Here is a 25,699-nt window from a genome sequence, read left to right as displayed (position 1 = left end):
CTGGTAAATGGCGCCTGATCAGCCTGTTCGTCATTGCCGGACAAGTCCGCGACCCCATCGGCACAAGTGTATTACTAGGTCGCTTGGTGGAAGCGGAAGGGTATCTGGGCGCCGACGTCAGACAGTATGAAACCCAAAAGCCTCAGGTCTCGGATTTGCTCAGGGACACTACGTTGGACGCATCCTCGGGCGCCAGTTCCTCGAAATCGAAATTGTCCAAGCGTTGCGCCCTTCGGCCCGCCTTCTCGGCGCTAATCTTGATTTCCGAGATATCCTTGGCGGCCTGACCGAAATGCCGGTCCAGATTGCCGACCCGATCGCCCAGCCGGTCCACATCCTTGTGCAGCAGCCCCAACTCCTTGCGGATGGCACCCGCCTGTTCGCGCATCCTTGCGTCCTTGAGGATGGCGCGCATCGTGTTCAACGTCGCCATGCAGGTGGTGGGCGAGACGATCCAGACCCGCTTGTCGAAGCCCTCGCGCACCACATCGGGGAAATTGGCGTGCAGCTCGGCATAGACCGCCTCAGAGGGCAAGAACATCAATGCCCCATCGGCGGTCTCGCCGTCGATGATGTATTTCTCGGAAATCGCCCTGATATGGGCCCGCAACGCCGTCTTCATCAACCGCGCCGCTTCTTGCAATTGCGCCTGCGTCTCGGCTCGGCGCAGCGCCTCATAGGCCTCCAGCGGGAACTTGCTGTCGATCACGATGGGCCCCGGCGGGTTCGGCAGGCGGATCAGGCAATCGGCCCGCTTGCCGTTCGACAGCGTGTGTTGCAGCGCATAGCTGTCGGCAGGCAGCGCTTTGGACACTATATCGTTGAGCTGGATTTCCCCGAACGCCCCACGCGTCTGCTTGTTCGACAGGATGTCCTGCAGGCTCAGCACATCGCCCGAAAGCTTGGTGATATTGTCCTGCGCCTTGTCGATAGTGGCCAGCCGCTCCTGCAATTGCGTGAGCGAAGTTGCGGTCTGTTTCGACGAGCCGTGCAGGGTTTCCTTCATCCGCTCCTGCATTTCGGTCAGCGCCCGTTGCGCGCGCATGGCGTTGTCGGCCAGGCGGTCATTCATGTGCTGCTGCACATTCGACAACCGCGACTCGACCGTCTGGATTACCTGCACCTGCGCATTGGCTTGAGCGTCCGAAACATGGCTCAGCCCGCCACGCAACTGCTCCTGCCCCTGCCCCAATTGCTGAACGTGCTGCCCCAGAACCGCCATCTGCTGCGAAAGGGGGGCCGCCATCCGGGCCGAGCGGTTTGCGGCGCGCAGCGCCAGAAACAGCAGCACGATCATCAGTAGAGCCAGTGCCGCCGCAGCTCCCGCGGCCAGCACGGCGGGATCGTCCAGAGAATATTGAGTGCCGTTGAATTCGATCATGTGCGTCCGAACAGCCGTTCGATATCGGCCAGTTTGAGTTCGACATAGGTGGGGCGGCCATGGTTGCACTGGCCAGAATGGGGCGTCGCCTCCATCTCGCGCAGCAGCGCGTTCATTTCTTCGCCGCGCATCCGGCGGCCCGACCGGATCGAACCATGGCAGGCTACCCGGCTCAAGATCGCCTCGATCCGGGCCTGCACCGTCTGGCTTTCGCCCTGGTCGGCCAATTCGTCGAGAATATCGCGCAGCATGGCGCCGGCATTGACCTCGCCCAGAATGGCAGGGGTCTCGCGCACTGCCACCGCTGATCCGCCAAAGGCCTCAATCGTCAGACCCATGGTTGCAAGATCTCCGCGCGCCTCCAGCAGATGGGCGCAGTCTCCGGCGCTCAACTCGACGATTTCGGGGATCAGCAAGGCCTGCGCGGCGACGCCGGTCTCGGCCATCTGGTGCTTGAGTTTCTCGTAGACAAGCCGCTCATGCGCGGCGTGCTGGTCCACGATCACGACGCCGTCCTCGGTCTGGGCGATGATGTAATTCTCATGCACCTGCCCACGCGCCGCGCCCAATGGCAGACGCTCGGCCAAGGGATCGACCTGTTCTGACACGGGAGAGGCAACAGGGGCGGGATCGGAAATCTGGCCGCTAAACGCTGTTGAGAAATCTGCAAAGCCTGGTGCCTGCGCCTCATACGCCGCGCGGCGGGCCGACGGAGACGGACGGTCCATCTGATAGACCCGCGCGTGTCCCGGTGCCTCGGGCCGCAATGCGCCCAATGTCGCCCCTGCCACAGTGGTTGAGGCGCGGTGACCGGCCCTGGCAAGTGCTGCCCGCAGGGCCGAGACGATCAACCCGCGCGCAATGCCCGGATCGCGGAATCGCACCTGGGATTTGGCGGGATGCACATTCACGTCGACAAGCGTCGGGTCGCAATCAATGAACAGCGCCGCCGCCGGATGCCGGTCGCGGCTGAGGAAATCGAAATAGGCCGCCCGCAGCGCGCCGGTCAGCATCTTGTCACGCACCGGGCGGCCATTCACGAACAAATACTGCGCCACTGCCGCACCGCGCGAATAGGTCGGCAGGGCGGCATAGCCGAACAGGCGAATACCGTCGCGCGTGGCATCAATCTTGAGCGCATTCTCGGCGAACTCGCGCCCCAGAATGCGGGCCAGTCGTGCGTGCAGCGCATCAAACAGATCGCCATTCTCGCGATCCGTTCGGAAGGTGATCCGCCCCTCACCTCCGCCCGAGACATCGCGCAGGGTGAATCCGATACCCGGCTCGGCCATGGCCAGCCGCTTGACCGTGTCACTGATCGCCTGCATCTCGGCACGGTCCGAGCGCATGAATTTCAGCCGCGCAGGGGTGGCAAAGAACAGGTCGCGCAGCTCGGCCACGGTGCCGTTGCGCAACGCGGCAGGTTTCACCGGCTCGGACCGGCCTCCGGTCACAGCAATCACCGCCGCCTCGTGCCCGGCAGCGCGGCTGGTCAGCGACAGGCGACCCACAGCACCCAGCGAGGGCAGCGCCTCGCCGCGAAACCCGAAAGTGTGGATGTTCAGCAGATCGCTGCCGTCGATCTTCGAGGTCGCGTGTCGCGCCAGCGCCAGCGGTAGATCACCGGGCGCAATTCCGCAGCCATCGTCGCTTATCCGGATCAGCGTCTTGCCGCCATCCGCAATGTCGATCCCGATCCGATGCGCCCCGGAATCAATCGCATTCTCGACCAGCTCTTTGACCGCCGAAGCTGGTCGTTCGACCACCTCACCGGCGGCGATACGGTTGATCGCGCTTTCATCCAACTGCCGAATGACGGGCTGCTCTTCGCTGATATTGGGGTTCGGATGCGCCATACCGCTAAACCTAGCATAGGACCGCACGATTCTGCCATAGGGTTGCCCAAGACGAAGAACACCCGGTTCCGTGTCCCGAGTCAGCCGGATCGGGGGGATCGGGCGACGCGATTGCGAACACGGGAACCGGGCTCATCGTGAGTGGTGGATAGGAGCGTAACTATGCCCCTGCCCTGTCCCTGAATGTAGGGCGACATGTTGGACCGGGAAACCCTCATTTGGGTCTAGCGGCGATTTACGGCCGGAACAATGTGGGATTTTTGCCGAAAATGCGTGCAATCACTCGTTTGGGCAGGACACAAATCCGTTACCGATAGGCGCGCGGACGGAATTCGGGACCACAAGGCCGGGCTCGGCCCGCCACATGGGTTCAGCACCCGGATCTGCCGAAGTCGGTTCAATTGTTATTATTGCGTGCTTTAAACACGCAATATTGCGAGGCCCGGGCGCGATGAACTACCTGTCGATGCATTCAAGCCAAGGGATCGCTCAGGCCAACGGCGTTTTCGGGACCGCGCTTTATTTCCGCGCAGATTTTCTGTTGCGTTCCGACCTCATCAGATGACAGGGGTTTCTCTACCCGTCGATGAACCTGATCGTGGCGCCGGGCAATTTTTTCAGCCTGACCGCGTATTTCAATCTGGCGACACTAATCATTCTGGCCTCGTTCATCACCATCTCGCTGTTTGGCATGACGCGTCTATCTTCTGACGCGCGCCGTGCGTTTCACCCCGAATGAACAACGCTTCATCGACGATTGCCTGACCAACCTGCGCCCGCATCAGGCACGACGGCTGATGGACATGGTCGCGCCCCGGACGGTTCAGGTGGACGGTTGCCTGATCCGCGAGGGCAAGACGTTCGAGAACCTGATCTACATCCTGCAGGGCCAAGTCAGCATCTGGATCGATAAGCATCAGGTCAAAGCCTGCAGCGATGGTCAGATGCTGAGCGAGCTGACCCTTAGCATGGGCATGACGGCGACCGCGACCGTCATCGCCGATGAAACCTTGCGATGCCTGATCTTCGATGGCGCACGGCTGGCCACACTGATTACGCACAATCACGAGATCAACCGCGCCCTGTTTGCCTCGCATTTCTGCGCGCGCGACAAACTGATGGGCAGCATTTCACGCTATATCGAGATGTACGGAGCACCCGCAAAGACGCCCCGTCAGAAAGACTCTATCCGTCCAGCCCAACCGGTTTTCCGACAACCGTGAAATGCAGCCCATTGGGATCCAGCAGTTCACTGGCGACGCGGTTCACATCCTCCAGCGTCACCGCGTTGACCTTGTCGTTTCGAGTGGTGATATAGTCGATCGGCAGATCGTCCATCTGCATACCCGCCAGAATCGAGGCGATCCGCGAATTGCCGTCAAACCGCAGCGGATAGGCTCCGGTCAGATAGGTCTTTGCATCGTCCAGCTCTTTCTGAGTAACACCGTTTTCGGCGATATCTGCCCATTGGTCGCGTACCACGGTGATCGCTTCGGCGATCCGGTCATTTCCCGAGGCCACCGACCCCATATAGACCGAGGCAAGGTCCTTGGGCACCAGATAGGAATAGACCCCGTAGGTCAGCCCGCGCTCCTCGCGCACTTCGCGCATCAGCCGGCTTTCAAGCGAGCTGCCACCCATGATCTGGTTCAGGACATAAGCGGCAAAGAAATCCGGGTCGTGCCGGTCGATGCCTTTCTGACCGAACAGCGCCACCGATTGCGGTGTGTCGAACTCGACCACGCTGACGCCACCGTCAATGGTCACGTCTGCTTTGCCGGGAATCGGTGCGCCGGTTTCAGGAAAATCGGCCAGCAGCTTGTCCAGCAATACGCCCAGTTCTTCAGCGGTGATGTCGCCCACCGCGCCGACATACAGCCGGTCATGTGCAAAGACGCCTTTATAGGCCGCTACGATGTCATCGCGGGTCAGGGCGCCGACACTGTCCAGCGTGCCCTTACCGTCGGCGCCATAGGGGTGGTCGCCATAAGCCATCTGCGAAAAGGACCGCCCGGCAATGTCATTGGGGTTCTTGGCATCCGACCGCAGGCCCGACAATACCTGCGCGCGCACCCGCTCTACCGCGTCCGTATCGAAGCGAGGTTGATGCAGGGTGGTGCGCAACAAATCGGTCACCTCATCGCGGTTCTCAGACAGGAACCGCGCCGAGATCGACACGGTATCGTCACTGGCATCATAGTCGAAAGACGCCGCCAGCGCCTCCAACTCGCGCGCATAGGCTCGCGCATCAAGATCACCGGCGCCCTCTTCAATCAGCCCGGCCATCAAATAAACCGCACCGCGCTTGTCGGACGCATCCAGCGAAGTGCCCCCCCGGAATCGCAATTCCAGCGCGGTGAAGGGAATCGAGTGATCCTCGACCAGCCAGGCCTTGATGCCATTGGGCGATGTCACTTCCTTGATCTCGACCTCTGCCCAGGCGGGCAGCGCCAGAAACAGAACCAGACAGGTTGTCAGAAACGCTCTCATTGGGTGACCTCCTCATCGCGCATCAGCCAGCCGGTGACCGAGATTTCGGGTTGGAAGACCTCGCGCGCCGCCGCGATGATCTCTTCGCCGGTCACGGCCTGCAACACGTCCGGCCAGTCCTGCACATCCTGAACCGTCAGCCCGCTGGCCAGCGCACGGCCATAGCGATTACCGATCCCATCCACATTGTCGCGGGTGTAGACCTGTGCCGCACGCAGCTGCATCTTGATCCGGTCCAGATCCTCCTGGTTGACGCCAGCAGCGAGGAAATCGGCCACGGCCTGATCCATCGCATCCTCTGCCTCCTGCAGGGAGACGCCTTCGGACGGGACCACGAACAGGTTGAAGGCGGTGTCATCCAAGGACACGCCACCATAAGATGCGCCCGCGTAAACGGCCTTTTTCTGATCGAATTGCAGCGTCTCATTCAGATAAGAGGTGGTGCCGCCGCCCAGCAGTTCGGAGAGCAGATACAGCGCCGCTGCGGTTTTCTGGTCGCCAGGATTGCGCTCGGGTGCGAGGTAGCTGCGCTGCACATAGGGCTGTGCCACGCGCGGGTCCTTGTAGGTCAGCCGCCGCGCGGCGGTATGCGGCGGTTCCTGCGAGCGCAGGCGCTCGGGCAGGTCGGGATTGGCCGGGATCGCGCCATAGTGCTTTTCGGCCAGCGCGCGCACCTCTTCGGGATCGACATCGCCGGTCACCACAAGGATGGCGTTATTTGGTGCATAATAGGTCTGATAAAACGACAGCGCGTCGTCCATATCCAGCTCTTCCATCTCATGCCGCCAGCCGATAATCGGCACTCCGTAGCGATGGTTGAGATACTGCGCCGCCCGCAACTGCTCACCGAACAGCGCGCGGGGGTTATTCTCGGTGCGCTGGTTGCGCTCTTCGAGGATCACGTCGCGCTCGGTCTCGATGTCACGCTCGGTCAGGCGGATGTTGCGCATCCGGTCCGCTTCCATCTGCATCATCAGATCCAGACGGTCCGCAGCAACGCGCTGATAATAGGCGGTGTAATCGAACGAGGTGAAGGCATTGTCCTGCCCGCCATTGGCGGCCACGGTCGCGGATAACTCACCCGATTCAAGCGTGTCGGTCGCCTTGAAAAGCAGATGTTCCAAAAAATGCGCCACGCCCGACGATCCAACCGGCTCGTCCGCGGACCCGGCGCGGTACCAGACCATGTGCTGCACGACCGGCGCACGGTGATCCTCGACCACAACCACATCCATCCCGTTATCCAGCGAGAATGTGGTCACGGCCTCGGTTTCGGCGCTTGCCCAGACCGGCAGCATCAGCATCATCGCGGCCCCGCCAACAAGGGAACGTATCATCGGGTGTCCTCCATCTGGCATGAATCTTCAAGCGGCATCCGCCCGGCCCAGCCATGTGTTCCAACTTGCGCACAACCTACGGTGCAATGACGCGGGATCAAGCGGCGATGGCAGAAAATTGAGAATTCTTAACGATCTTCAGGCGGCGCCGAGGGGGTTTCGCGCCCGGCCCGGCGAAACGCATCTTCGGCGGCATAGGGGTTAATCGCCTGTTTGTCATAGACTTCGCCGTAGCGATCCACCTTGAACAGCCGGATATTGGCCAGACGTCCTTTGCGGCGGCGGAAATCAGCATCCTCCTGTGCCAGAACCTCACGGGTGTTGGCGGGCACGCCATAGCGTCCCGCCGTCCTCACCAGAGCAGCATCCGAGGATGGCACAGCGCCCGGCTGCAGCGCAGAGGCCCTGCCACCCAGCGCCTCGACCGCATCGGCCACCGGCGTCGGGTCGGTCAAGTTCGCTCCGCCCGGCGTGGGCGCGGGCAGAACCGCGTAATCTTGCGGTGCAGTCAGCGGCTTGACCGGCAGAACGGCGAACTCATCCGGCCCCGGACCAGGCGCGCGAAGGACACGCAGCCCCTTGTCGGCACATGCCGACAGAGCGAAAACACCTGCAATCATGATCGCGCCCAGCGGTCCCCGCATGGTCACCTCCTGCCTGTTTGGCCGGTGTTGTAGCCCATTTGCCGCACCGCGTCACGAGGCGTTTTTCGGCGATTTTTTCGTGCCATCGAACAGGATCAGCCCAAAGGCCCCGGCGAAGATGAACACATCCGCGATGTTGAAGACGAACGGGTTATTGAACCCGCAGCACGACATGTTCAGGAAATCCAGCACATAGCCATAAAGAAGTCGGTCCACCACATTGCCTAGCGCGCCCCCGATCAGCAGACCGGCGCTGACCTGGGTGATCCAGCCACCCGGCGCTCGGCGCAGCCACAACAGCACCCCCGCGCAGATCAGGAAGGACAATCCGATCAGCACCCAGCGCGAGGCGTCGCTATCGCCCTGAAACAGCCCGAAATTGATACCTCGATTTTCGCCATAGCGGAAGTTCAGGATTGGTGGCAGCACATCGATGCCACCCAGCCGGTCCACCTCCATCACATGCACCACCCAGTACTTGCTGAACTGGTCTAGCAAGAAGGCCGCCAGGGCCGCCCATATGACACGTGCGCCCAGCATCAGTGACGGAAATGCCGCATACCGGTGAACACCATGGCCAGACCAGCCTCGTCCGCGGCCTTGATTACTTCGTCATCGCGCATCGACCCGCCGGGCTGGATCACGCAGGTCGCGCCGTTTGCGGCGGCCTCCAGCAACCCGTCAGCAAAGGGAAAGAACGCGTCCGAGGCCACGGCGGACCCTGTGGCAAGACTAACCGGCAGGTCCAGTGCCTCAGCCATGCGCTGTGCCTTGACTCCTGCGATGGTGGCGCTGTCCAACCGGCTCATCTGGCCCGCGCCGACACCCACAGTCTGGCCATCCTTCACATAGACGATGGCGTTGGATTTGACATGTTTCGCCACTTTCCAGGCAAAGAGCAGATCGGCCATCTGCTCCTTGGTCGGAGCGTTTTGGGTCACCACTTTCAGGTCACCCATGTCGCGGTGGCCCACATCCTTGTCCTGCACCAGCATGCCGCCTGACACCTGACGGGTGGTGAACGCGCTGTCCTGCGGGTCGGGCAGTCCATCGGTCAGCAGAAGGCGCAGGTTTTTCTTGGCAGCAAACACCTCAACTGCTTCCTCCGAGGCACCCGGTGCGATCACCACCTCAGTAAAGATTTGCACAATCTCGCGGGCAGTATCGGCGTCCAGCGACATGTTCAGCGCGATGATGCCCCCAAATGCCGAGGTGCGATCGCAGTCGAACGCCTTCTGATAGGCCTCTTTCAGGGTCGCGCCACGTGCCACGCCGCAGGGGTTGGCGTGTTTGATGATAGCAACGGCGGGGCCGTCGGCGGGATCAAACTCGGATACCAATTCAAACGCTGCATCGGTGTCGTTGATGTTGTTATAGCTCAGCTCCTTGCCCTGCACCTGACGCGCCGTAGCGACGCCTGCGCGAGCGGAGCCATCGAGGTAAAACGCGGCCTCCTGATGCGGGTTCTCGCCATAGCGCAGGGTCTGCGCAAGCTTGCCCGCCACCGCGCGACGGCGCGGGGCCTGCAGTTTCAGCGCGCCCGCCATCCAGTTCGACACGGCGGCGTCATAGGCGGCGGTGCGGGCATAGGCATTCTGGGCCAGTGCCTGCCGGAAGGCATACGACGTCTGGCCGTCATTGGCCGCAAGCTCTGCCAGCAGCGTGTCGTAATCCTCGACATCCACCACCACGTTGACGAAAGCGTGGTTTTTGGCCGCCGCGCGGATCATGGCCGGGCCGCCAATGTCGATGTTCTCGATGCAGGTGTCATAATCGGCACCCTTGGCGACGGTTTCCTCGAACGGGTAGAGATTCACCACCAACAGGTCGATCGCGCCGATCCCGTGTTCATCCATCGCGGCCACATGGGCGTCATTGTCGCGCAACGCCAGCAGCCCGCCATGCACCATCGGATGCAGCGTCTTGACACGGCCATCCATCATCTCGGGGAAGCCGGTGACCTCGGCCACGTCGCGCACGTTCAACCCCGCCTTGCGCAGGGTCTTCGCCGATCCGCCGGTGCTGAGCAATTCTACACCCTGCGCCGACAGCGCCTTTCCCAATTCGATCAGTCCGGTCTTATCGGATACGGACAGCAGCGCGCGGCGCACGGGGTAAAGGTCGGTCATATGGTCTTGGTCCTCTTGCGGATCAGTCGAATTGCGGCTCATCCCGGTTTAGGTCGCGAATGGCAATCGCAGTGTCCTGCGCCTTGCTCAGCGTCCACCGGATGCGCGTCGCATACCCCATTGCGCGCCCGGATAGAACGATCTGTTTTGTCGCGCGCGGCTTCAGACGACCTTTTTCCAGATAAACGCTTGGGGCCAAAGCCAATTTATGCTGCCCGTCATGCCGGAAAACCCAGATCTCGCCACTTTTCAGCGCCATCGACACCGCTGCGCCACCCAGATCGACCGCCGCATCCACGTCCGGATGCAGGTGCAGCCTGACGTCAAAGCCGATTCCCGCAAGCTGCGCGGCATCCATCGCCTTGTCGAAACGCCGCTTGGCCGGGTCGCTCATAGCGAGCAGCATGTCCTCGCCGGTCAGCCCGCGACCATCGAACGACAGTTCTAGCGTTCGGGCATGGGTCAGGCCGAACACCGCATCATAGCCGTCATGCCCGCCCTGAAACCGCACCCCGTCGGACAGGTCTGACATTTCGACCACAACGTCGCGCGGGGCAGAGATCAGCGCTTCGTTGCTGGTGCCGCGTTCGGGCTCAGCCAGCCGCGCGCTGGAATAGCCGTCCAGACACAGAGTCGAATGTGAGGGTGTTGCCCGCCCGGCACGCCGCCATTCAGGACCATAGCTGTCGCCCGCCCCGCAATTCACGATCAGAGGGCGGCGGCCCGAGGTCAGTTCGAACGCCAGTGTCGAGGCATGCGCCTTGTACGAGGCACGCCTCGAAGGTGGCGGGCTTGCATCGACAATCACGCTGGTGCGCCCGCCCGCAAGACGGGCAAAGCCCATCGCCAACCGGTCAAAGGGCGTCGGCTTGGTCTGGCTTGCCGCCAGCGCGTGGTCCAGCCGGCCTTCGATTCCGCTGCCGCCGCCATGAAACCGGGCCAGAGCACCATCGCTATGGCGCAAGGTCCGCAGGCTGGGCGCAATGCGCAGGATGGCCGCCGCATGATCGGCACCGACACCGCGCCCGGCCTCCTGAAGGGCCGCTGCCGCCCAGGTCAGCAACGTGAACACTTCCAGCAATTCCTCGGGGTTGCGCGTGGGCACCCCGCCCTGCGCATCGATCTGGCTACGGCACTCCTGCCCCAGCGCGCGGATCGCCGGATCGGCCAATTCCTCCAAACCCTCCAGCGCCAGCGAGGCATAAATCAGGCCTGTCAGCGCCTCAAAGCGGGGCAGTCCCGGCGGCGCGGATTTCCAGCGCCGGGCCAGAAACCAGGTCTGGTGCGACAGCGAGCGGAAGAACGCATCGCTTTGTTCCGGCTCGACACCGCGCAGCAGAAAGAGCGCGTGGTTGATCCAGCGAATCACCCGCCGACCGGTCAGTTCCGGCGTCCAGCCCGGGCCGCGACCCCGCCCGTGATGGTCGATCCAGCCCCAGAGCCAGATCTGCGCCTTGGCCCGCGCCCGCACATCGCCCACGGCGGCAAGATCGTCGAGCCAAGCAAAGCCATGCCGTTCCTCGTCGAAGGACGGGTTGGGCGAAGCGACCTCCCACAGCCCGCTGTCGCGCGATTCGACCAGATATCCAGCGAAAAGCAGATTGCCCGCCAGCAATTGCCGTCCACGGGCAAACACGCCGACGGTGCGCGGTTCGGGCTGCGATACGAATCCGGTCACTGCCGCGCGCCGCTGGCTCAGCCGCGCGTAAAATCGGTTCTGGAACCGAGCCCAACGGGTCGCCATCGTATCGGAACTGGACATTGTCACTGCCTCTCACGCTCTTTGGCGTTTGTCGCAGAGCTTAGCGGTTCGGGCAATGCAAGTCACCGTCGAACTCGCACTCAGCCCGCTTTGCGCAGACAGGCGATATAGAACCCGTCCATGCCGCCACGCTCGGGCCAGTAATCGGGACGCAGGCGCAGCCCACCCTCTTGCGTCATCCAGCCGGGCTCGACCCCTGGCAGATCAAGCGCTGCGCGGTCCACGCTCAGATCGGGGAACTTCTCTAGCACCTCCTCAATCTGCACCTCGCCCTCATCCGGCAGCAGCGAGCAGGTGCAATAGACTAGCCGTCCGCCGGGTTTCAGCAGCGTGTGAGCATGGGATAGCATCTGCGCCTGGAGCGCGATCAGATCGCCAAATTCCGAGCCGTCCTTGGCATGGGGCAGATCGGGGTGTCGCCGGATGGTACCAGTGGCTGAACAGGGCGCATCGAGCAGGATCGCGTCATAACTGCCCTCATGCTCCAGCGCGTCACCCACGACCAGTTCGGCGCTCAGACCGGTGCGGCCGAGATTTTCGCGCACCCGCCGCATCCGCGCCTCAGAAAGGTCCAGCGCGGTGACGTTTGCGCCCTGTGCCGCCAGTTGCAGCGTCTTGCCACCCGGAGCGGCGCAGAGATCCAGCACCGCCTCCCCCGGCTGTGCGGCCAACACCTTTGCGGACAGAGCGGCGGCGGCATCCTGCACCCACCAATCACCCGCTTCATATCCCGGAAGCGCCGTCACTTGTACCGGGCCGTCTATCCGCACAGATCCGGTTGGCAATAGGGCACCCTCAGGCGCTGTGGCACCGGTTTTCAGCGTCAGATCAAGCGGCGCGCCGGCAAAATGCGCCCGTTCCATGCCTGCCACGGCTTCCGCACCCCAGGCCTGCACCAGCGGGGTGCGCAGCCATTTCGGCAGCCGCGGCACCCGCAGCAACTCCCAGTGCTTGGGCGTATCAACTGCCACTTTGCGCAATACCGCGTTGACCAGCCCTTTGAGCCGCCCGTGACGGCGGGAGCGCGCGGTGATCTCGACCATCGCGTTGACCACGCCATGCGCTGCCTCGCCCCGGGCCAGTTCCACGACACCCAGACGCAACGCGTTCAGTACCGGCAGCGGCGGTTTTTTCTGCAGATGCTTGTTAAGCATCCGGTCGGCCCGCTCCAGTCCGCGCAACGTGTCCAACGCCAGACGCTGCGCCCGCGCGCGGTCCTCGGCGGCCAGCTTGTCCAGGGCGCCAGCCGCCAAACATTCCGACATTAACCGATGCTCGCCCAATATCTGATCCAGCAGGTAAACCGCGCTCTGGCGCGCCCGTGTCGCGGTGTCGTTCATGCCTCTGATCCTGATCTGTGACGCAATGCCCGCATTGCCACGGGCAGAGGCGGGCGTATATCAAGGGCGAGACCGGAAAGGAACCCAGGCCATGAGCGAAACCCCCAAAGACCTGCCCGCCGCCGCACAGCGCGCACTGGCCGAAGCAGAAGAACGCCGCCGTCTGGCTAAAACCGAAGCCAAGCCGGGGCCCAAAGAGTTGGGCGGACGTGACGGGCCGGAACCCGTGCGATATGGCGATTGGGAGAACAAAGGGCTGGCGATCGATTTCTGACAGACTGCGGCGGTAGTCATACTGGGCTTCAAAGGCATGCGATCAAAGTGCGCCCAAGGGATAAAGTCGCCCGTTCAAACGCCACCAGAAGGCCGACAATAACCAACCCACGCCCGATCTTGGCGCACATAGTCGGCACTATAAACTTAAATTCTGTGAGCCAGCGAGTTCCACCGACCTTGCGATTAGTAGCTGAGGCCTGTGCAATTTCCCGCCGGGTTTGCACAGCAAGGGACCCTATTTCCCGAAAGTCGACTGATGTCATTTCGTGGCGGGGCAACTGAAACAGGTAGGCTACCGGGTCGTGGATGGGTACGAAGCGTTGCAGGTGTCCTGCTGAGTTGAACCTCTTCACCAACTTCTCTCGTTGTCGCGTTGGCTGGTGGGAGTTCTCCGCTCGGTTGTTCAAGCCGGTATGGGGTTGATGCTCGACATTCGGCATGGTCCTACGCCTCGCCGCCCCGTGCGAGCGCAATTTGTCACTTGCCCGACAATGCATTGCGCAGCAATGTCAAGAGAGGGAGCGATCAAGACGCGCGGGACAGTTCCCTGCCGCTTGAGCAGCTTTCGCATCAATCGCCTGGCAGCTTTGGTGGTGCGCTGGCTCTGAACCGGCACGTCCAGGATAAATCCGTCTTGATCGACCGCCCGCCAAAGCCAGTTTTTCTTACCTTGGCTCGTGATAACGACTTCGTCGAGGCGCTACTTACCATCAAACCGGTCAGCGGAGCAGCATCTGATAGTCCCGGCGAACTGACGCCCAAACTGCTCGGCCCCCTTGCGGATCGTCTGGTGTAACACGACGATCCCGCGCACTGCCAAAAGATTCTCGACCATGCGCAAACTGAGAGGGAAGCGAAAATACAGTCAGACCGCCTGGGCGATCACATCCGGCCGGAAGCGGTGGCGGTGATAGTTGGAAGAACTGTTGGGGTTGGTTATGCGACCCAATCACACATCAACGAGACATGTGTATTAAGTTAACGGTGCCGGCGTGACATCCGGCTTTCGAGTGTTTGCCGAGATCGCAGGATAAGTGTGTCCTGCGTAAAGCTGATTATGGTCGCTCCAAAAATCTGCTATATAATCCACCTCTGCGCCCGGTCTGACGGATGGGACTTGTCATAGCAACCGAACCGCTGAATGCGGGTATTCAAGGCGGTGTTGCGTGTCGCGCTGTCAGCGCAACAATTTGGCAATCCTCTACAAAACACGCCAGCCAAAGATTTCCTTTATTCCTGACAGAACAAGGGTCGGCAGTGCTGCAATTCCAAAACAACCTATCAGCATGTAGGCTGTAAGGCTTTCGGTCCCTAGAACAAAATGACCGAAAGGTGTAAACACTGCGATCGCTGACAAACAAACGGACAGTCCAATTGCCATTAAGAGATACTCATTTCCAAATGGCGATTTGCGGAACAGGGTCCAGCTCGAACGAGCGTCGAAAATGTGCCAAACCTGCGCAAACATGATCGTCACGAAAGCCATCGTTTGAGCGGACGCCAATGTCTCACCTTTGGAAAGTGCAGTTTGAAAAACATAAAATGTCACAGCGCCAACAGCCAGACCGCGAAAAATGATCCGTTGTTTCAGGCCACCCGCGAACAGGTCTTCCTCACGGCTGCGCGGTGTGCGCTCCATGACGTCGTCCTCAGCCTTCTCGAAACCCAACGAAAGCGCAGGAATGCCATCCGAGACAAGGTTTACCCACAAAATCATCAACGGCGTCAGCGGCATCAGGGGGTCATCGCCCATTAGAATGAAGGCGAACAGGATCGTCGAGACTTCGGCTACGTTTGCTGTCAGTGCCTGTCGCACAAACTTCAGCAGGTTGTCATAGATGCGGCGCCCTTCGCTGACCGCTTTCACGATTGTGGAAAAATTATCATCCAACAGGATCAGGGCGGCGCTGTCTTTCGCTACTGATGTACCTGTAATGCCCATCGCAACACCGATGTCGGCGGTACGCAGAGCGGGTGCATCATTAACGCCGTCCCCGGTCATGGCGGCTACTTCACCGTTGCGCTGAAGGGCACTGACGATACGCAGCTTGTGTTCAGGAGTGACCCTTGCAAAGACCGCTGCATGCTGGACCACTTCTTCGAGCTGGCCATCATCCAGACCATCCAGCTCAGACCCCGTGTGGACGGTCTGGTCCTCTCGCTTTTTGATGCCGATCATTTCGGCAATGGCCTGAGCTGTGACGGCGTGATCGCCGGTAATCATGACTGTCCTGATGCCCGCACTTGTGGCTTCCGCCACGGCTGTTTTAACTTCGGGTCTGGGCGGGTCCATGATGCCGTGAATGCCAAGCAGGATGATATCCTGTTCCGGATTTTCGGGATCGAATTTCCCATCCTCGACCCGCCTGTAAGCAACCGCCAGCGTACGCAGCGCTCCGCTTCCGAATTGTTCTATGACGGCTTCAACCTCTGTGCGCCGGTCGGGCGTCATCGGCACGTTTTCACCTTTGATACGGACTTCTTTCGCCCGGCCCAGGATGACGTCGGGCGCTCCTTTCGCGATGAGGTAGTCGTGCCCGTCCGGCAAACGGACAAGCAGGCTCATCATTTTGCGGGTGCTGTCAAACGGGAAAGTCTGAAGGGTATCGACTTGGCTTTCCATCAATCCTTTGCGTGTGATCCCAACCTTGACCGCTGCGACGACCAGTGCACCCTCCGTCGGATTGCCTTGAATATCGGGGCGGCCATCCGACATCGTCATTTCAGCGTCATTGCAATAGGCGGACACACTCAGCATATGCCGCAGGTCTTCTTCGTCATCGATATTGGCAGGTGCCCCATCAGTAGCGACGAACTGACCATTCGGATCAAACCCTTCGCCTGTCACTTCCCAGGTCTTGCCACCGGCCCAGGTTTGCATCACTTGCATCTGGTTCTGTGTCAGCGTGCCCGTTTTGTCGGAACAGATGACGGAGGTGGTGCCCAGCGTCTCCACCGAACTCAACCGCCGAGCCAAAGCGTTGTTGCGTGCCATTCGCTGTGACCCAAGTGTCAGCACAATCGTCACGACCGTTGGCAACCCTTCGGGTATTGCGGCAACGGACAACGAAATACCGGTTGTCAGCATCTCGGACAGGTCCATGCCTTGCATGACGCCAATGCCAATCACAATCGCTACAACGCCCAATGCAGCACCGATCAGGATGCGCGACAGTTTTTCAATTCTCTCCTGCAACGGCGTTTTGGGTTCTTCCGCCGCGGCCATCATACCGGCGATGTGACCAACCTCGGTGCTCATGCCGGTGGCGACGACGATGCCTTCACCGGCTCCGTTAGTGACTTTAGTAGACATGAAGCCAATGTTCAGGCGGTCGGCCAAAATGACGTCCGGATCGGCAATCGGCTGATTGTGCTTGGTCACAGGTTCGGATTCACCGGTCAGGGCTGCTTCGTCGACCTGCAGGCGGTCCGCCTGGCCAAACCTGACATCGGCAGCAAGAATGTCACCTGCCTTGAACTTGAGGACATCGCCCGGAACAATATCCGCCGCTGCGATGACAACCCATTTGCCATCCCGGCGCACCAAAGCTTGCGGCGCCGCCATATCTTTCAACGCCGCGAGAGACTTTGCGGCGCTATGTTCCTGCACAAACGAAATGATCGCATTAATCACGACGATGACGGCGATTGCGATCGCGTCGATCCAATGTGCCGTGTACCCCGAAATCACGGCTCCGATGATCAAAATGATCAGCAGCGGATTTTTGAACTGAATCAGAAAAAGCCACCACGGCGAGATCCGAGCTGCCTCGACCAGCTTGTTGGGCCCGACCTCGGCCAGCTTCCGGGATGCGGTTTCGGAACTCAGACCAGATTGCAGATCTGAATCCAAAGTTTGCGCCAGAGTTTCCAGTGGAGTGGTCCACGGTAAATTGGCATCTGCCGTCGGAAGCTGCGAAGTTTCGTTCATAGAATTTATTCTTCTAACTCAGTTGGGATAGTATTCGATATCGGTCGCATCCGGGTCGACGGTGGTACCGGCATCGCCGTTCAACGCAGCTGGAATATCCGACAAGGAGCAGATTATCGCCTTGCCACCCGTTGCACGCGCAAAATCCTGAGCGGATTGAACTTTTGGTCCCATGGACCCGTCTGGAAAGCCGAACGCATCCAAATGATCAGGTGAGGCACGTCGAATGCCGCTTTGTTGTGGGTTTCCCCAGTCAAGATAGACGGCTTCAACATCGGTAGCCACGATGAATGCATCGGCATTGATCTCTTGCGCCAGCATGGATGAACACCGGTCCTTGTCGATCACGCACTCCACGCCCTTTAGCTTACCGTCTTCACCATACATGGTCGGAATCCCACCCCCGCCGGCCGCGATAACCACACTTCCCTGATCCAGCAACCAACTGATCGGACGAACCTGAAAGATCCGCTTGGGCGGTGGGGAGGGAACGACCCGGCGCCACTTGTCGCCGTCGGGTTTGACCGTCCAGCCCTTTTCGGTCGCGTACAGCTGTGCATCTTCCTTGGAATAGACCGGCCCTATGAATTTCGTCGGATCCGCAAAAGCCGGATCTTCCGGGTCGACTTCGACCATGGTCAAAATTGTAGCCAACGGTTTTTCGAACGGCAGGAGATTTCCCATCTCCTGCTCGATCATGTACCCGATCATCCCCATGGTTTCGCCAACAAGGACGTCCAGGGGGTATTCCTCGACGTCCGTGTAGGCCGCTTCCTGCAGCGCCAGAAGCCCGACTTGCGGACCGTTTCCGTGCGTTACCACCAGTTCGTGTCGCTCAGCCAGAGGGGCAAGGGTATGCGCCGCGACCCGAACGTTTTCGCGCTGGTTATCAGCGGTCATTTCCTGCCCTCGCCGCAACAGCGCATTTCCTCCAAGCGCAACAACCAGTCTCATGATTCAACCTCCGAGGGTTGCAACGAGGATCGCCTTGATTGTGTGCATCCGGTTTTCAGCCTGCTCGAATGCGATGTTCATTTCACTTTCGAAGACTTCTTCAGTCACTTCCATTTCTGTGATGCCGAATTGTTCGTGAATATCGCGACCGACCTGGGTTTCAAGGTTATGGAAAGCCGGCAGGCAGTGCATGAATTTCACATTGGGGTTTCCGGTCCTTTTCATCAGATCCATGTTCACCTGATAGGGTGTCAGCAGTTTGATGCGCTCAGCCCAAACTTCTTTGGGTTCACCCATCGACACCCAAACATCGGTGTGAATGAAATCGGCCCCTTCAACAGCGCTCGAGTCGTCGGTAATCGTGACACGCGCACCGGACTTCTCAGCGCGCTCCATCGCCAGTTCCCGAATATCGTCATGCGGTTGTGTTTCGGCTGGGGATATCATGCGGACGTCGCATCCCATAATCGCACCAAGCATCAAAAGAGAGTTGCCCATGTTGGAACGGCAATCTCCGGAATAGGCAAAAACGATGTCCTTTCGCGGCTTGTCCGCATGTTCGATCATCGTCAGCATGTCCGCCAGCATCTGTGTCGGATGCCAGTCATCGGTCAAGCCGTTATAGACGGGGACTCCTGCGTAATCAGACAGTTCCTCGACCATTTCATGGCCCGCACCGCGGAATTCGATCGCATCGAACATCCGGCCCAGAACTCGTGCCGTATCCTTCATGGATTCCTTATGCCCGATCTGAGATCCTGACGGATCCAGATAAGTGATGTTTGCTCCCTGGTCGTAGGCGGCAACCTCAAAGGCGCAACGAGTACGGGTCGATGTTTTTTCAAAGATCAGGCAAATGTTCTTGCCATTTAAGGCAGGCTGTTCGGATCCGGAGTATTTTGCCCGCTTCAGATCACGGGCCAGGTCCAGCAGATATAGCATCTCACGCTGTGTAAAATCGGCGATCTTGAGATAGCTGCGGCTTTTGAGATTGAATGCCATTTCAGGTCTCTCCCTAAGAAAGTTGCAATTAGTAAACGGGGTCACGCAGAATCGGGCAAGTCATGCAATGGCCACCGCCGCGGCCGCGGCCCAGTTCTTGCCCGTTAATTTCAATGACTTCGACCCCGGCGTCGCGCATCAGGCCGTTCGTATATTTGTTTCGAGCGTATCCGACGACCACGCCGGGCTCCAATGCGACGACGTTGTTGCCATCATCCCATTGCTCGCGTTCGGATTGGAACTCGTTTCCTCCGGTCCCGATAATTCTCAGTTCCGAAAGGTTCTGTATTTCCTGATAGACCTCGAAAATCGAGCCGGATTCCTTGCGAACATCCAGCCCGCCTTTGTCATCCGGGCGCAAAGAATAGCAGGTGATTTCGTTCGCGACCTCCATGAAGGCAGTCACCTTGTCCTGTTCGAGGCAGGTGAACACCGTGTCAAGGTGCATTGCCGCGCGGGATTTGGGCATGACACAGGCGACAACGCGTTCGGCGCCATCGCGCTCAAACAGGGTTTGGGCGACCTGCGTTACCGCTTGCCGGGTGGTGCGTTCGCCCATTCCGATGAATACCGTTCCATGCCCGATTGGCATGACGTCTCCGCCTTCCATGCATGACATCTGAAAGTTCTCGTCGCTGTTGCCCCACCAGAATTCGAACTCGGCGTCTTTGAACATCGGGTGGAAGTTGTAGACGGCCCGCTGGAACAGCGTCTCTGGTCGTCGCGCCGGCCAGTACATCGGATTACACGTCACACCTCCGTAAATCCAGCAGGACGGGTCGCGCTGGAATTGCGCGTTGGGGACTGCGGGAATGATGAATTCGCTTCCTGGCAATTCGGCTTTCATCAGGTGGGTCAATTCTCCTCCGGGAAGGTCCTCGATGATCACCCCGCCCATCAATTGCCGCGCCAGCGCCTTCCCACTCATCTCATTCATCCAAGGCCGCATGGCCTGAACAAGTCCGGGTCCAACCGAATTGGATGTAACGAGGCGATCGAGAAGGAATGCGCGGGTTGCCTGCGTCTGATCTATGGCCTCGGCCAAAAGATCCTGAATATCGTAGACTTCGACTCCGCGACCTTCCATCATCCGGACGAATTCCGCGTGATCTTCGCGCGCTTTTTCGACCCATATCACGTCATCGAACAGCAACTCTTCGCAATTTCGTGGGGTAAGGCGATCATGCGCCAAAGAGGGGCGCGAAACCATCACTTTGCGAAGTCTGCCAACTTCAGAATGAACACCAAATTTCATTGTCATCTCCTGTAGTTGCGGTGCCTGCGGTTCTTCAAACACGTGCGCCGGAAAGAACCGGGAAATCCGCTAGCTGATGGCGGCACCCACGCTGAGACATGCGATAATGATGATAGCCAGAATGAGAAGCAGCGGGGCTACAAACCGCAGCCAGCGATCGTAAGAAACTCGGCCAATTGCAAGACCACCCATGACCACCGCAAAAGTGGGGTTGAACAGGTTCACCCAACCGTTCGCTGACTGGTAAGCCGTTACGACAAGGTCACGCCCGACGCCCGCAAAGTCAGCCAGGGGCGCCATGATCGGCATCGACAAAGTTGCCAGTCCCGAGGAACTGGGCACAAGGAAAGACATCAGGATCTGGATGCCAAACATGGCATTGATGAACAGGTACTCGCTGAGCCCTGAAACGAACCCTTCAGCGCTTGCCAGAATTGTGTCGGTGATTTTGCCCGCGTCCATGATGACAACGACTCCGCGGGCGACACCGATGATCAGGGCGACGCCAAGCAAATCCCGTGCGCCATCCACAAATGTTTCGACAAAGGTCGCTTCATCCATGCGCGAGCCCTGATCGAATTTGCCGACCCACCAGACGATGATGGACATTACCAGAAATAATCCTGACATTTCGCCCATCCACCAGTCCAGCGCGACCACACCGTAAATCATCACTGCGAAGGTCAGGCCAAAAAGGGCAAGAATAACGGACCGAGTCCGGGTCATATCCGGAAAGGCTTCATCTTCGGACGAACCCTTGAGAAAATGGCTCCGGTTATCATTGGCTTGGTCTGCCACGACCGAAGCGGTCGGGTCCGTTTTGACCCTACGCGCATATCTCATGACAAAAACGATGCCGGCACCCAGGCAGAGAGCCAATATTATGAAACGCAGGATAATTCCATCAGTGAAAGGAATACCCGCCCCTTGTGATGCGACTACGGTAGCAAAGGCATTGAACGTTGAGCCCAAAGTGCCGATACCGGCACCCAGCATTATAACGGCGACCCCGGTCAGTGCGTCGTAGCCCGCCCTGATGAATACGGGGATGATCAAGGCGTAGAATGCCAGAGATTCTTCGGCCATGCCGTAACTGGTGCCACCAAAGGCAAAGGCCACCATCAGGATCGGTATCATCAGAATCTCCCGCCCTTCGAGACGGGAAAGCAACCAACCGATTCCGGCGTCTATCGCACCTGTTTTGGTGACAACCATCAGGAAACCGCCGATGATCAGAACAAACAGAGCAACATCAATTGCCGCACTGGATGAGCTACCCAATAGTCCGGGATCATACATCCCGGCAATGGGTGCCAGAATGACGGCCGTAATTCCCTGCGGGTTTGGTTCAACTTCCTGATAAGTACCCGGAACCGGGGCTTCTGCGCCCAGTGCGTCGTTCATTTCACGCATGTATTCACCGGCAGGGATGATCCACGTCAGCACGGCGACGACCGCAATCAGAACGAACAGAATCGTGAAAGCTGTGGGAAATTTGAACTTGGACATGCGGGAATCACCCAATTTTTTTATCGGTTTCAGAATTTTAGCTAACCGTCCTGCATCAGTTCGCCGACCAAAATTCTATACGCAGTGTCTTGCTATTGCCTTGACTACAGACCAAAATTTCTCACCAAGCAAGCTGTTTCGTACTAAACCATGGATAAACTTGGGGTTACACTGGGCCAGTTACTTTCAACTTTTGATGGAGTATGAAAATGCGGTTAGTGGAAGTATTGGCCGGTACATTGGATGCACTTGCAGTACTCGTTCTCTTGACCGGATTGGTTGGTTCTGTCCAGGCGACAGTGCGCACGGCGCGTGGCCGTGGCGAGCACTTTCTGGATATAGTGACAGGCGAGATGCTACGCACTTTCCGAATAACGCTTGGCCGCTGGATTTTGGTGGCGCTCGACATTCTGATTGTATCTGACATCCTGCATTCGATCGCCCATCGAACCCTTGAAGAGGTGACGCTTCTGGCGGGAATAGTCGGCATCCGTGTGGCGTTGTCCTACTTCCTGGATCACGAAGTTCAGCAAATTGAAGCGCGACAGCTTGGTCTCGGCCGTGGGTCGGTATCATGAACGCTCAACCGCGTACCCCGTCGGTTCTTTGGGCTTTGATCCCGGTCGTAACCCTTATGGGTTTGTTGGCACTCGCTTACGGGCTTTATGGGGATGACGCTGCCTCGGGGGCCAATCAAATTGCCCTGTTGTTTTCAGCGCTTGTCGCTGTGGCGATAGGGTGGCTTCACGGGTTCAATTGGCAGGAGATGGGCGAGGCCGCCCGTGACAGCGTCACAACTGGCATCGGAGCTATTTTTATCTTGCTCGCCGTCGGATCTTTGATCGGCACATGGGCGATGAGCGGGACATTGATCGCCATGGTCTACTGGGGCCTGCAAGTTTTGTCGCCGGACTATTTTTACTTCACGGTTGTACTGATTTGCGCACTGGTGGCTTTGTGCGTTGGCAGTTCCTGGACTGTGGCAGGTACATTGGGGATCGGATTGATGGGTGTTGCCGATCAAATGGATCTCAACCCAGCGATCACCGCCGGGGCGATTATTTCCGGTGCATATTTTGGTGATAAATCCTCCCCCTTGTCTGACGCCACAAATCTGGCAACTGCGGCAGTCGGCGCCGACCTTTATGAACATATCGTAGAAACCCTGTGGACTTCGGTGCCGACTTTGGTTCTGGCACTGTTCTTTTTCTGGCTCATGGGGTCACCTGCAGATTTTGATGCGTCAAATATTACATCCGGCATCGCCCAGGAATTCGATGTATCAATCCTGCCCTTCTTACCCTTACTGCTGGTTCTTGTCCTTGCGCTGTTGCGATACCCTCCTTTCGTCACGATATTTCTTGGCGCCCTTGCCGGTGGTGTGATTGCCGTAATCATAGCCCCCGATCATGTGGTCTCGCTGGCCGATGACCCCGATCTGCCTTTTGCGCTGGCCATGATCAAAGGGGTCTGGACCGCAATGGCCAACGGTTACGTATCCACAAGCGGGTCCGAGACATTGGACACATTCCTCAGCCGTGGCGGAATGTCCTCGATGCTCGTAACCATCTGGCTGATCCTGACCGCTCTTGCCTTTGGTGGCGTCATTGAAAGGATTGGGGTTCTCGACCGACTTTTGAAGCCGATCCTGAAAGCGGCAAACACGACCGGAAGACTTATATCCGCTTTGGTCGCTTCGGCTCTGGCGACCAACATTCTGGCATCTGATCAGTACATTGCAATTGTGCTTCCGGGGCGCGTATTTCAAAAACCGTTTCAGCGGTTGAAACTGGCGCCACAGGTCCTGTCCCGGGCGGTGGGCGATTCAGCAACCGTCACAAGTGCCCTCGTCCCCTGGAATTCCTGCGGGGCCTACATGGCGGCCACATTGGGCGTTGCAACAATTTCATATGCTCCGTTTGCGCTGTTCAACCTGATCAATCCAATCATTACGATCGTTTTTGCTTTTGCCGGGATCCGAATGATCAAGGAAGACCCGCCATTGCCCGAGTAGTGCTTGTACACCTGCAAAATCTGGACTTCAGGGCCGGGCCAATACATCCTAAATCCGATACGCCAGATGCCGGGACCGAACTCCTAAAAGAGAATGCTTGGCACATAAAGTGCCAACGCTGGGAACAGGACTAGCAGGCAAATCGCCATCAAATGAATGACCCAATAGGGCACCGTAGCGATCGCGACACGCCCCAAGGGCACTTCGCCTCGGGTCAGCGATGTCAACACTGACAGGTTCAGCCCCACCGGCGGCGTAACCTGCCCGATCTCGATCACAATAGTGATAATGACGCCGATCCAGATTGGGTCAAACCCGAGGCCCGTCAACAGCGGAAAGACAACGGGCAGCGTCATGATCATCAGCGAAAGCCCGTCGAAAAAACAGCCCAGGATCAAGTAGGTCAACAAGACCACCGCCAACACGGCATAGGGACCCAAACCTGAATTCGCCACTGCCTCAAGGATCTTCTGAGGAACGCCCAACACGCTGACCGACAAGGCAAGAATCGTGGCGCCGAGCACCAGAAATCCGATGGATGAAAACAACAGCACTGAATTGTAGACCGCATCTGTCAACTTGCGCAGCGAGAGATCTCCCCAGATCGACGAGATCACCACGGCAATCACCACTCCCAGACCGGCGGCCTCAGTTGGGGTAGCGATCCCGCCAACGATGGTGCCAATGACCGCCGCGATCAGCGCCAGGATTGGCCAGACCTCGCGAAAGCCCTTGATGATGTGCCACAGGCCCGGCGCCTCTGCCGCGCGCGGCGCAAGAGTTGGCGTTCGCAGGCAGCGGATCAGAATGTAAGTCATGAACATCAGACCAACCATCAAGCCCGGGACGATCCCGGCAGCAAACAGGCGTCCAATGGATGTCTCGGTCAGTGCGCCGTAAATCAGGAACGACAGGCTGGGCGGGATGAGCAGGCCCAGGGTTCCTCCTCCCGCAAGGCTGCCAACGATCATATCCTTGTCGTAGCCACGCCGCGTCATCTCAGGATAGGCGACCGATCCAACGGCGGCGGCGGTGGAGAGGCTGGACCCGCTGACTGCACCAAAAAGGGTGCAAACGGCAATATTGGTGTGCAAGAGCCCCCCCGGGACACGGCGAAATATCGGCGAGAACGCGGCATAGGCACGTTCGCTGACCCCACTGCGCAACAGGACTTCACCCAGAAGGATGAATACGGGCACCGCGCTGAGCGTGAACGAATTGAAGACGTTCCAGATGGCATCAATCGCCAACGAGGTCGCCCCGTTGGAAAAGAAATACAGGATGATCAAACCGGTCAGGCCTAACGCGGCTCCGAGTGCCATGCCGGTGCTTGCGGCGGTGACCAGCACGCCAATCAGAACAGTCCACAGACTCATGGGCGTCGTATGGGCTCGGGAAGGATGCCCGCGATCCGAGCGAGCAGGATCAGCGTGCAAATAATCAGTGATAAAGGCAGCATCGCCATCCACGGATAGAGCAAGATCCGGGAGGTCAGAGTTTTTAGATTCCGCTGAAAGGCGAACTCGAACCACTCACGGGCTTCCACCAATAGCCAGCCAAAGAAAACAATGCTCAGCACCGTTCCAGTCAGGGCAACCCATTTGCGGGCAGCAGGGTCAAGGGCAGCAATCAGCAATGACATCTTAACATGTTCAGATTTCAGCGTGACCATCGGCAGTCCCAGCAAAAGGCTGACGCTGAGCAGCAGGCCCACGACTTCTTCCGTCATATGCACCGGTGTGTTGGCGAGTTTTCGCAACGCGACGCTTGTCGCAATGAACCCGATGATCGTCACGATCCCAATCGCAGCCAGACCCGC

At 59.0% G+C, this 25,699-nt stretch carries 20 protein-coding genes and 2 pseudogenes; 5 read left to right on the top strand and 17 right to left on the bottom strand.

Annotated elements, in window-relative coordinates:
* Positions 1-142: 142 nt before the first annotated feature.
* Together AB1E33_RS21540 and mutL are read right to left on the bottom strand one after the other, a co-directional pair.
* Positions 143-1,381: a DNA recombination protein RmuC gene (locus AB1E33_RS21540; RefSeq protein WP_372579305.1), complete on the bottom strand. Its 1,239-nt coding sequence runs from the start codon at positions 1,379-1,381 to the stop codon at positions 143-145.
* Entirely contained in the window at positions 1,378-3,237 is a 1,860-nt protein-coding gene (gene mutL / locus AB1E33_RS21535) for a DNA mismatch repair endonuclease MutL (RefSeq protein ID WP_372579304.1), read from the bottom strand. Before mutL ends, AB1E33_RS21540 begins: the two co-directional genes overlap by 4 nt.
* A gap of 580 nt (positions 3,238-3,817) precedes the next feature.
* Here mutL and AB1E33_RS21530 point away from each other — a divergent pair.
* Positions 3,818-3,976 (top strand): annotated as a pseudogene (locus AB1E33_RS21530) (CBU_0592 family membrane protein); the annotation flags it as partial.
* Complete coding sequence (locus AB1E33_RS21525) at positions 3,957-4,460, top strand: cyclic nucleotide-binding domain-containing protein (RefSeq protein ID WP_372579302.1); 504 nt, start codon at positions 3,957-3,959, stop codon at positions 4,458-4,460. The pseudogene AB1E33_RS21530 and the gene AB1E33_RS21525, both read left to right, overlap by 20 nt.
* Here AB1E33_RS21525 and AB1E33_RS21520 read toward each other — a convergent pair.
* From AB1E33_RS21520 to AB1E33_RS21490, 7 genes are all read right to left on the bottom strand, one after another.
* A complete protein-coding gene (locus tag AB1E33_RS21520; protein WP_372579301.1) occupies positions 4,423-5,727 on the bottom strand; it encodes a M16 family metallopeptidase in 1,305 nt (434 codons plus the stop codon). The genes AB1E33_RS21525 and AB1E33_RS21520 overlap by 38 nt on opposite strands.
* A complete protein-coding gene (locus AB1E33_RS21515) occupies positions 5,724-7,034 on the bottom strand; it encodes a M16 family metallopeptidase (protein WP_372579427.1) in 1,311 nt (436 codons plus the stop codon). The genes AB1E33_RS21520 and AB1E33_RS21515 overlap by 4 nt, the downstream gene beginning before the upstream one ends.
* Positions 7,035-7,192: 158 nt before the next feature.
* On the bottom strand, positions 7,193-7,708 hold the full coding sequence (locus AB1E33_RS21510) for a DUF3035 domain-containing protein (RefSeq protein ID WP_372579300.1): 516 nt from the start codon (positions 7,706-7,708) through the stop codon (positions 7,193-7,195).
* 51 nt (positions 7,709-7,759) lie between these two features.
* On the bottom strand, positions 7,760-8,248 hold the full coding sequence (lspA, locus tag AB1E33_RS21505) for a signal peptidase II (RefSeq protein WP_372579299.1): 489 nt from the start codon (positions 8,246-8,248) through the stop codon (positions 7,760-7,762).
* Positions 8,248-9,837 carry a bifunctional phosphoribosylaminoimidazolecarboxamide formyltransferase/IMP cyclohydrolase gene (gene purH, locus AB1E33_RS21500; RefSeq protein WP_372579298.1) on the bottom strand — a complete coding sequence of 530 codons (1,590 nt, stop codon included), beginning with the start codon at positions 9,835-9,837 and terminating at the stop codon, positions 8,248-8,250. Before purH ends, lspA begins: the two co-directional genes overlap by 1 nt.
* A gap of 22 nt (positions 9,838-9,859) precedes the next feature.
* Positions 9,860-11,599, bottom strand: coding sequence for a heparinase II/III family protein (locus AB1E33_RS21495; RefSeq protein ID WP_372579297.1), 1,740 nt, complete (start codon positions 11,597-11,599; stop codon positions 9,860-9,862).
* 80 nt (positions 11,600-11,679) lie between these two features.
* The gene (locus AB1E33_RS21490; RefSeq protein WP_372579296.1) at positions 11,680-12,939 is read right to left on the bottom strand and encodes an RsmB/NOP family class I SAM-dependent RNA methyltransferase; all 1,260 of its coding nucleotides are present in this window, start codon (positions 12,937-12,939) and stop codon (positions 11,680-11,682) included.
* A 91-nt stretch (positions 12,940-13,030) separates the two neighbouring features.
* Here AB1E33_RS21490 and AB1E33_RS21485 point away from each other — a divergent pair, with 91 nt between their 5' ends.
* On the top strand, positions 13,031-13,213 hold the full coding sequence (locus tag AB1E33_RS21485) for a DUF1674 domain-containing protein (protein WP_372579295.1): 183 nt from the start codon (positions 13,031-13,033) through the stop codon (positions 13,211-13,213).
* 190 nt (positions 13,214-13,403) lie between these two features.
* Here AB1E33_RS21485 and AB1E33_RS21480 read toward each other — a convergent pair.
* From AB1E33_RS21480 to AB1E33_RS21455, 6 genes and pseudogenes are all read right to left on the bottom strand, one after another.
* Positions 13,404-14,155, bottom strand: a pseudogene (locus tag AB1E33_RS21480) (IS6 family transposase); the annotation flags it as partial.
* A gap of 261 nt (positions 14,156-14,416) precedes the next feature.
* Positions 14,417-17,146, bottom strand: coding sequence for a cation-translocating P-type ATPase (locus tag AB1E33_RS21475; protein ID WP_372579294.1), 2,730 nt, complete (start codon positions 17,144-17,146; stop codon positions 14,417-14,419).
* Positions 17,147-17,164: 18 nt separating this feature from the next.
* Positions 17,165-18,100 (bottom strand): carbamate kinase, encoded by a 936-nt coding sequence (gene arcC / locus AB1E33_RS21470; RefSeq protein ID WP_372579293.1) that lies wholly within the window; start codon positions 18,098-18,100, stop codon positions 17,165-17,167.
* Between the two features lie 3 nt (positions 18,101-18,103).
* Positions 18,104-19,102, bottom strand: coding sequence for an ornithine carbamoyltransferase (locus tag AB1E33_RS21465; RefSeq protein ID WP_372579292.1), 999 nt, complete (start codon positions 19,100-19,102; stop codon positions 18,104-18,106).
* A gap of 28 nt (positions 19,103-19,130) precedes the next feature.
* On the bottom strand, positions 19,131-20,357 hold the full coding sequence (locus tag AB1E33_RS21460; RefSeq protein WP_372579291.1) for an arginine deiminase: 1,227 nt from the start codon (positions 20,355-20,357) through the stop codon (positions 19,131-19,133).
* A 69-nt stretch (positions 20,358-20,426) separates the two neighbouring features.
* Entirely contained in the window at positions 20,427-21,866 is a 1,440-nt protein-coding gene (locus tag AB1E33_RS21455) for a YfcC family protein (protein WP_372579290.1), read from the bottom strand.
* 209 nt (positions 21,867-22,075) lie between these two features.
* On the opposite strand from AB1E33_RS21455, the gene AB1E33_RS21450 reads away from it, so the two are divergent.
* Entirely contained in the window at positions 22,076-22,444 is a 369-nt protein-coding gene (locus tag AB1E33_RS21450) for a DUF1622 domain-containing protein (RefSeq protein WP_372579289.1), read from the top strand.
* The gene (gene nhaC / locus AB1E33_RS21445) at positions 22,441-23,880 is read left to right on the top strand and encodes a Na+/H+ antiporter NhaC (protein WP_372579288.1); all 1,440 of its coding nucleotides are present in this window, start codon (positions 22,441-22,443) and stop codon (positions 23,878-23,880) included. Before AB1E33_RS21450 ends, nhaC begins: the two co-directional genes overlap by 4 nt.
* Before the next feature lie 83 nt (positions 23,881-23,963).
* Here the strand turns inward: nhaC and AB1E33_RS21440 are convergent, their stop codons facing one another.
* Both AB1E33_RS21440 and AB1E33_RS21435 read right to left on the bottom strand, forming a co-directional pair.
* Positions 23,964-25,256, bottom strand: coding sequence for a TRAP transporter large permease (locus AB1E33_RS21440; protein WP_372579287.1), 1,293 nt, complete (start codon positions 25,254-25,256; stop codon positions 23,964-23,966).
* Positions 25,253-25,675, bottom strand: a complete 423-nt coding sequence (locus AB1E33_RS21435; protein WP_372579286.1) for a TRAP transporter small permease — start codon at positions 25,673-25,675, stop codon at positions 25,253-25,255. Before AB1E33_RS21435 ends, AB1E33_RS21440 begins: the two co-directional genes overlap by 4 nt.
* Positions 25,676-25,699: the final 24 nt, after the last annotated feature.

This window comes from Ruegeria hyattellae (genome assembly GCF_041537925.1).
Taxonomy (GTDB): Bacteria; Pseudomonadota; Alphaproteobacteria; order Rhodobacterales; family Rhodobacteraceae; genus Ruegeria_C.
The sequence above is the reverse complement of the archived record's forward strand: the minus strand, read 5'-3'. Positions and strand labels throughout refer to the sequence as shown.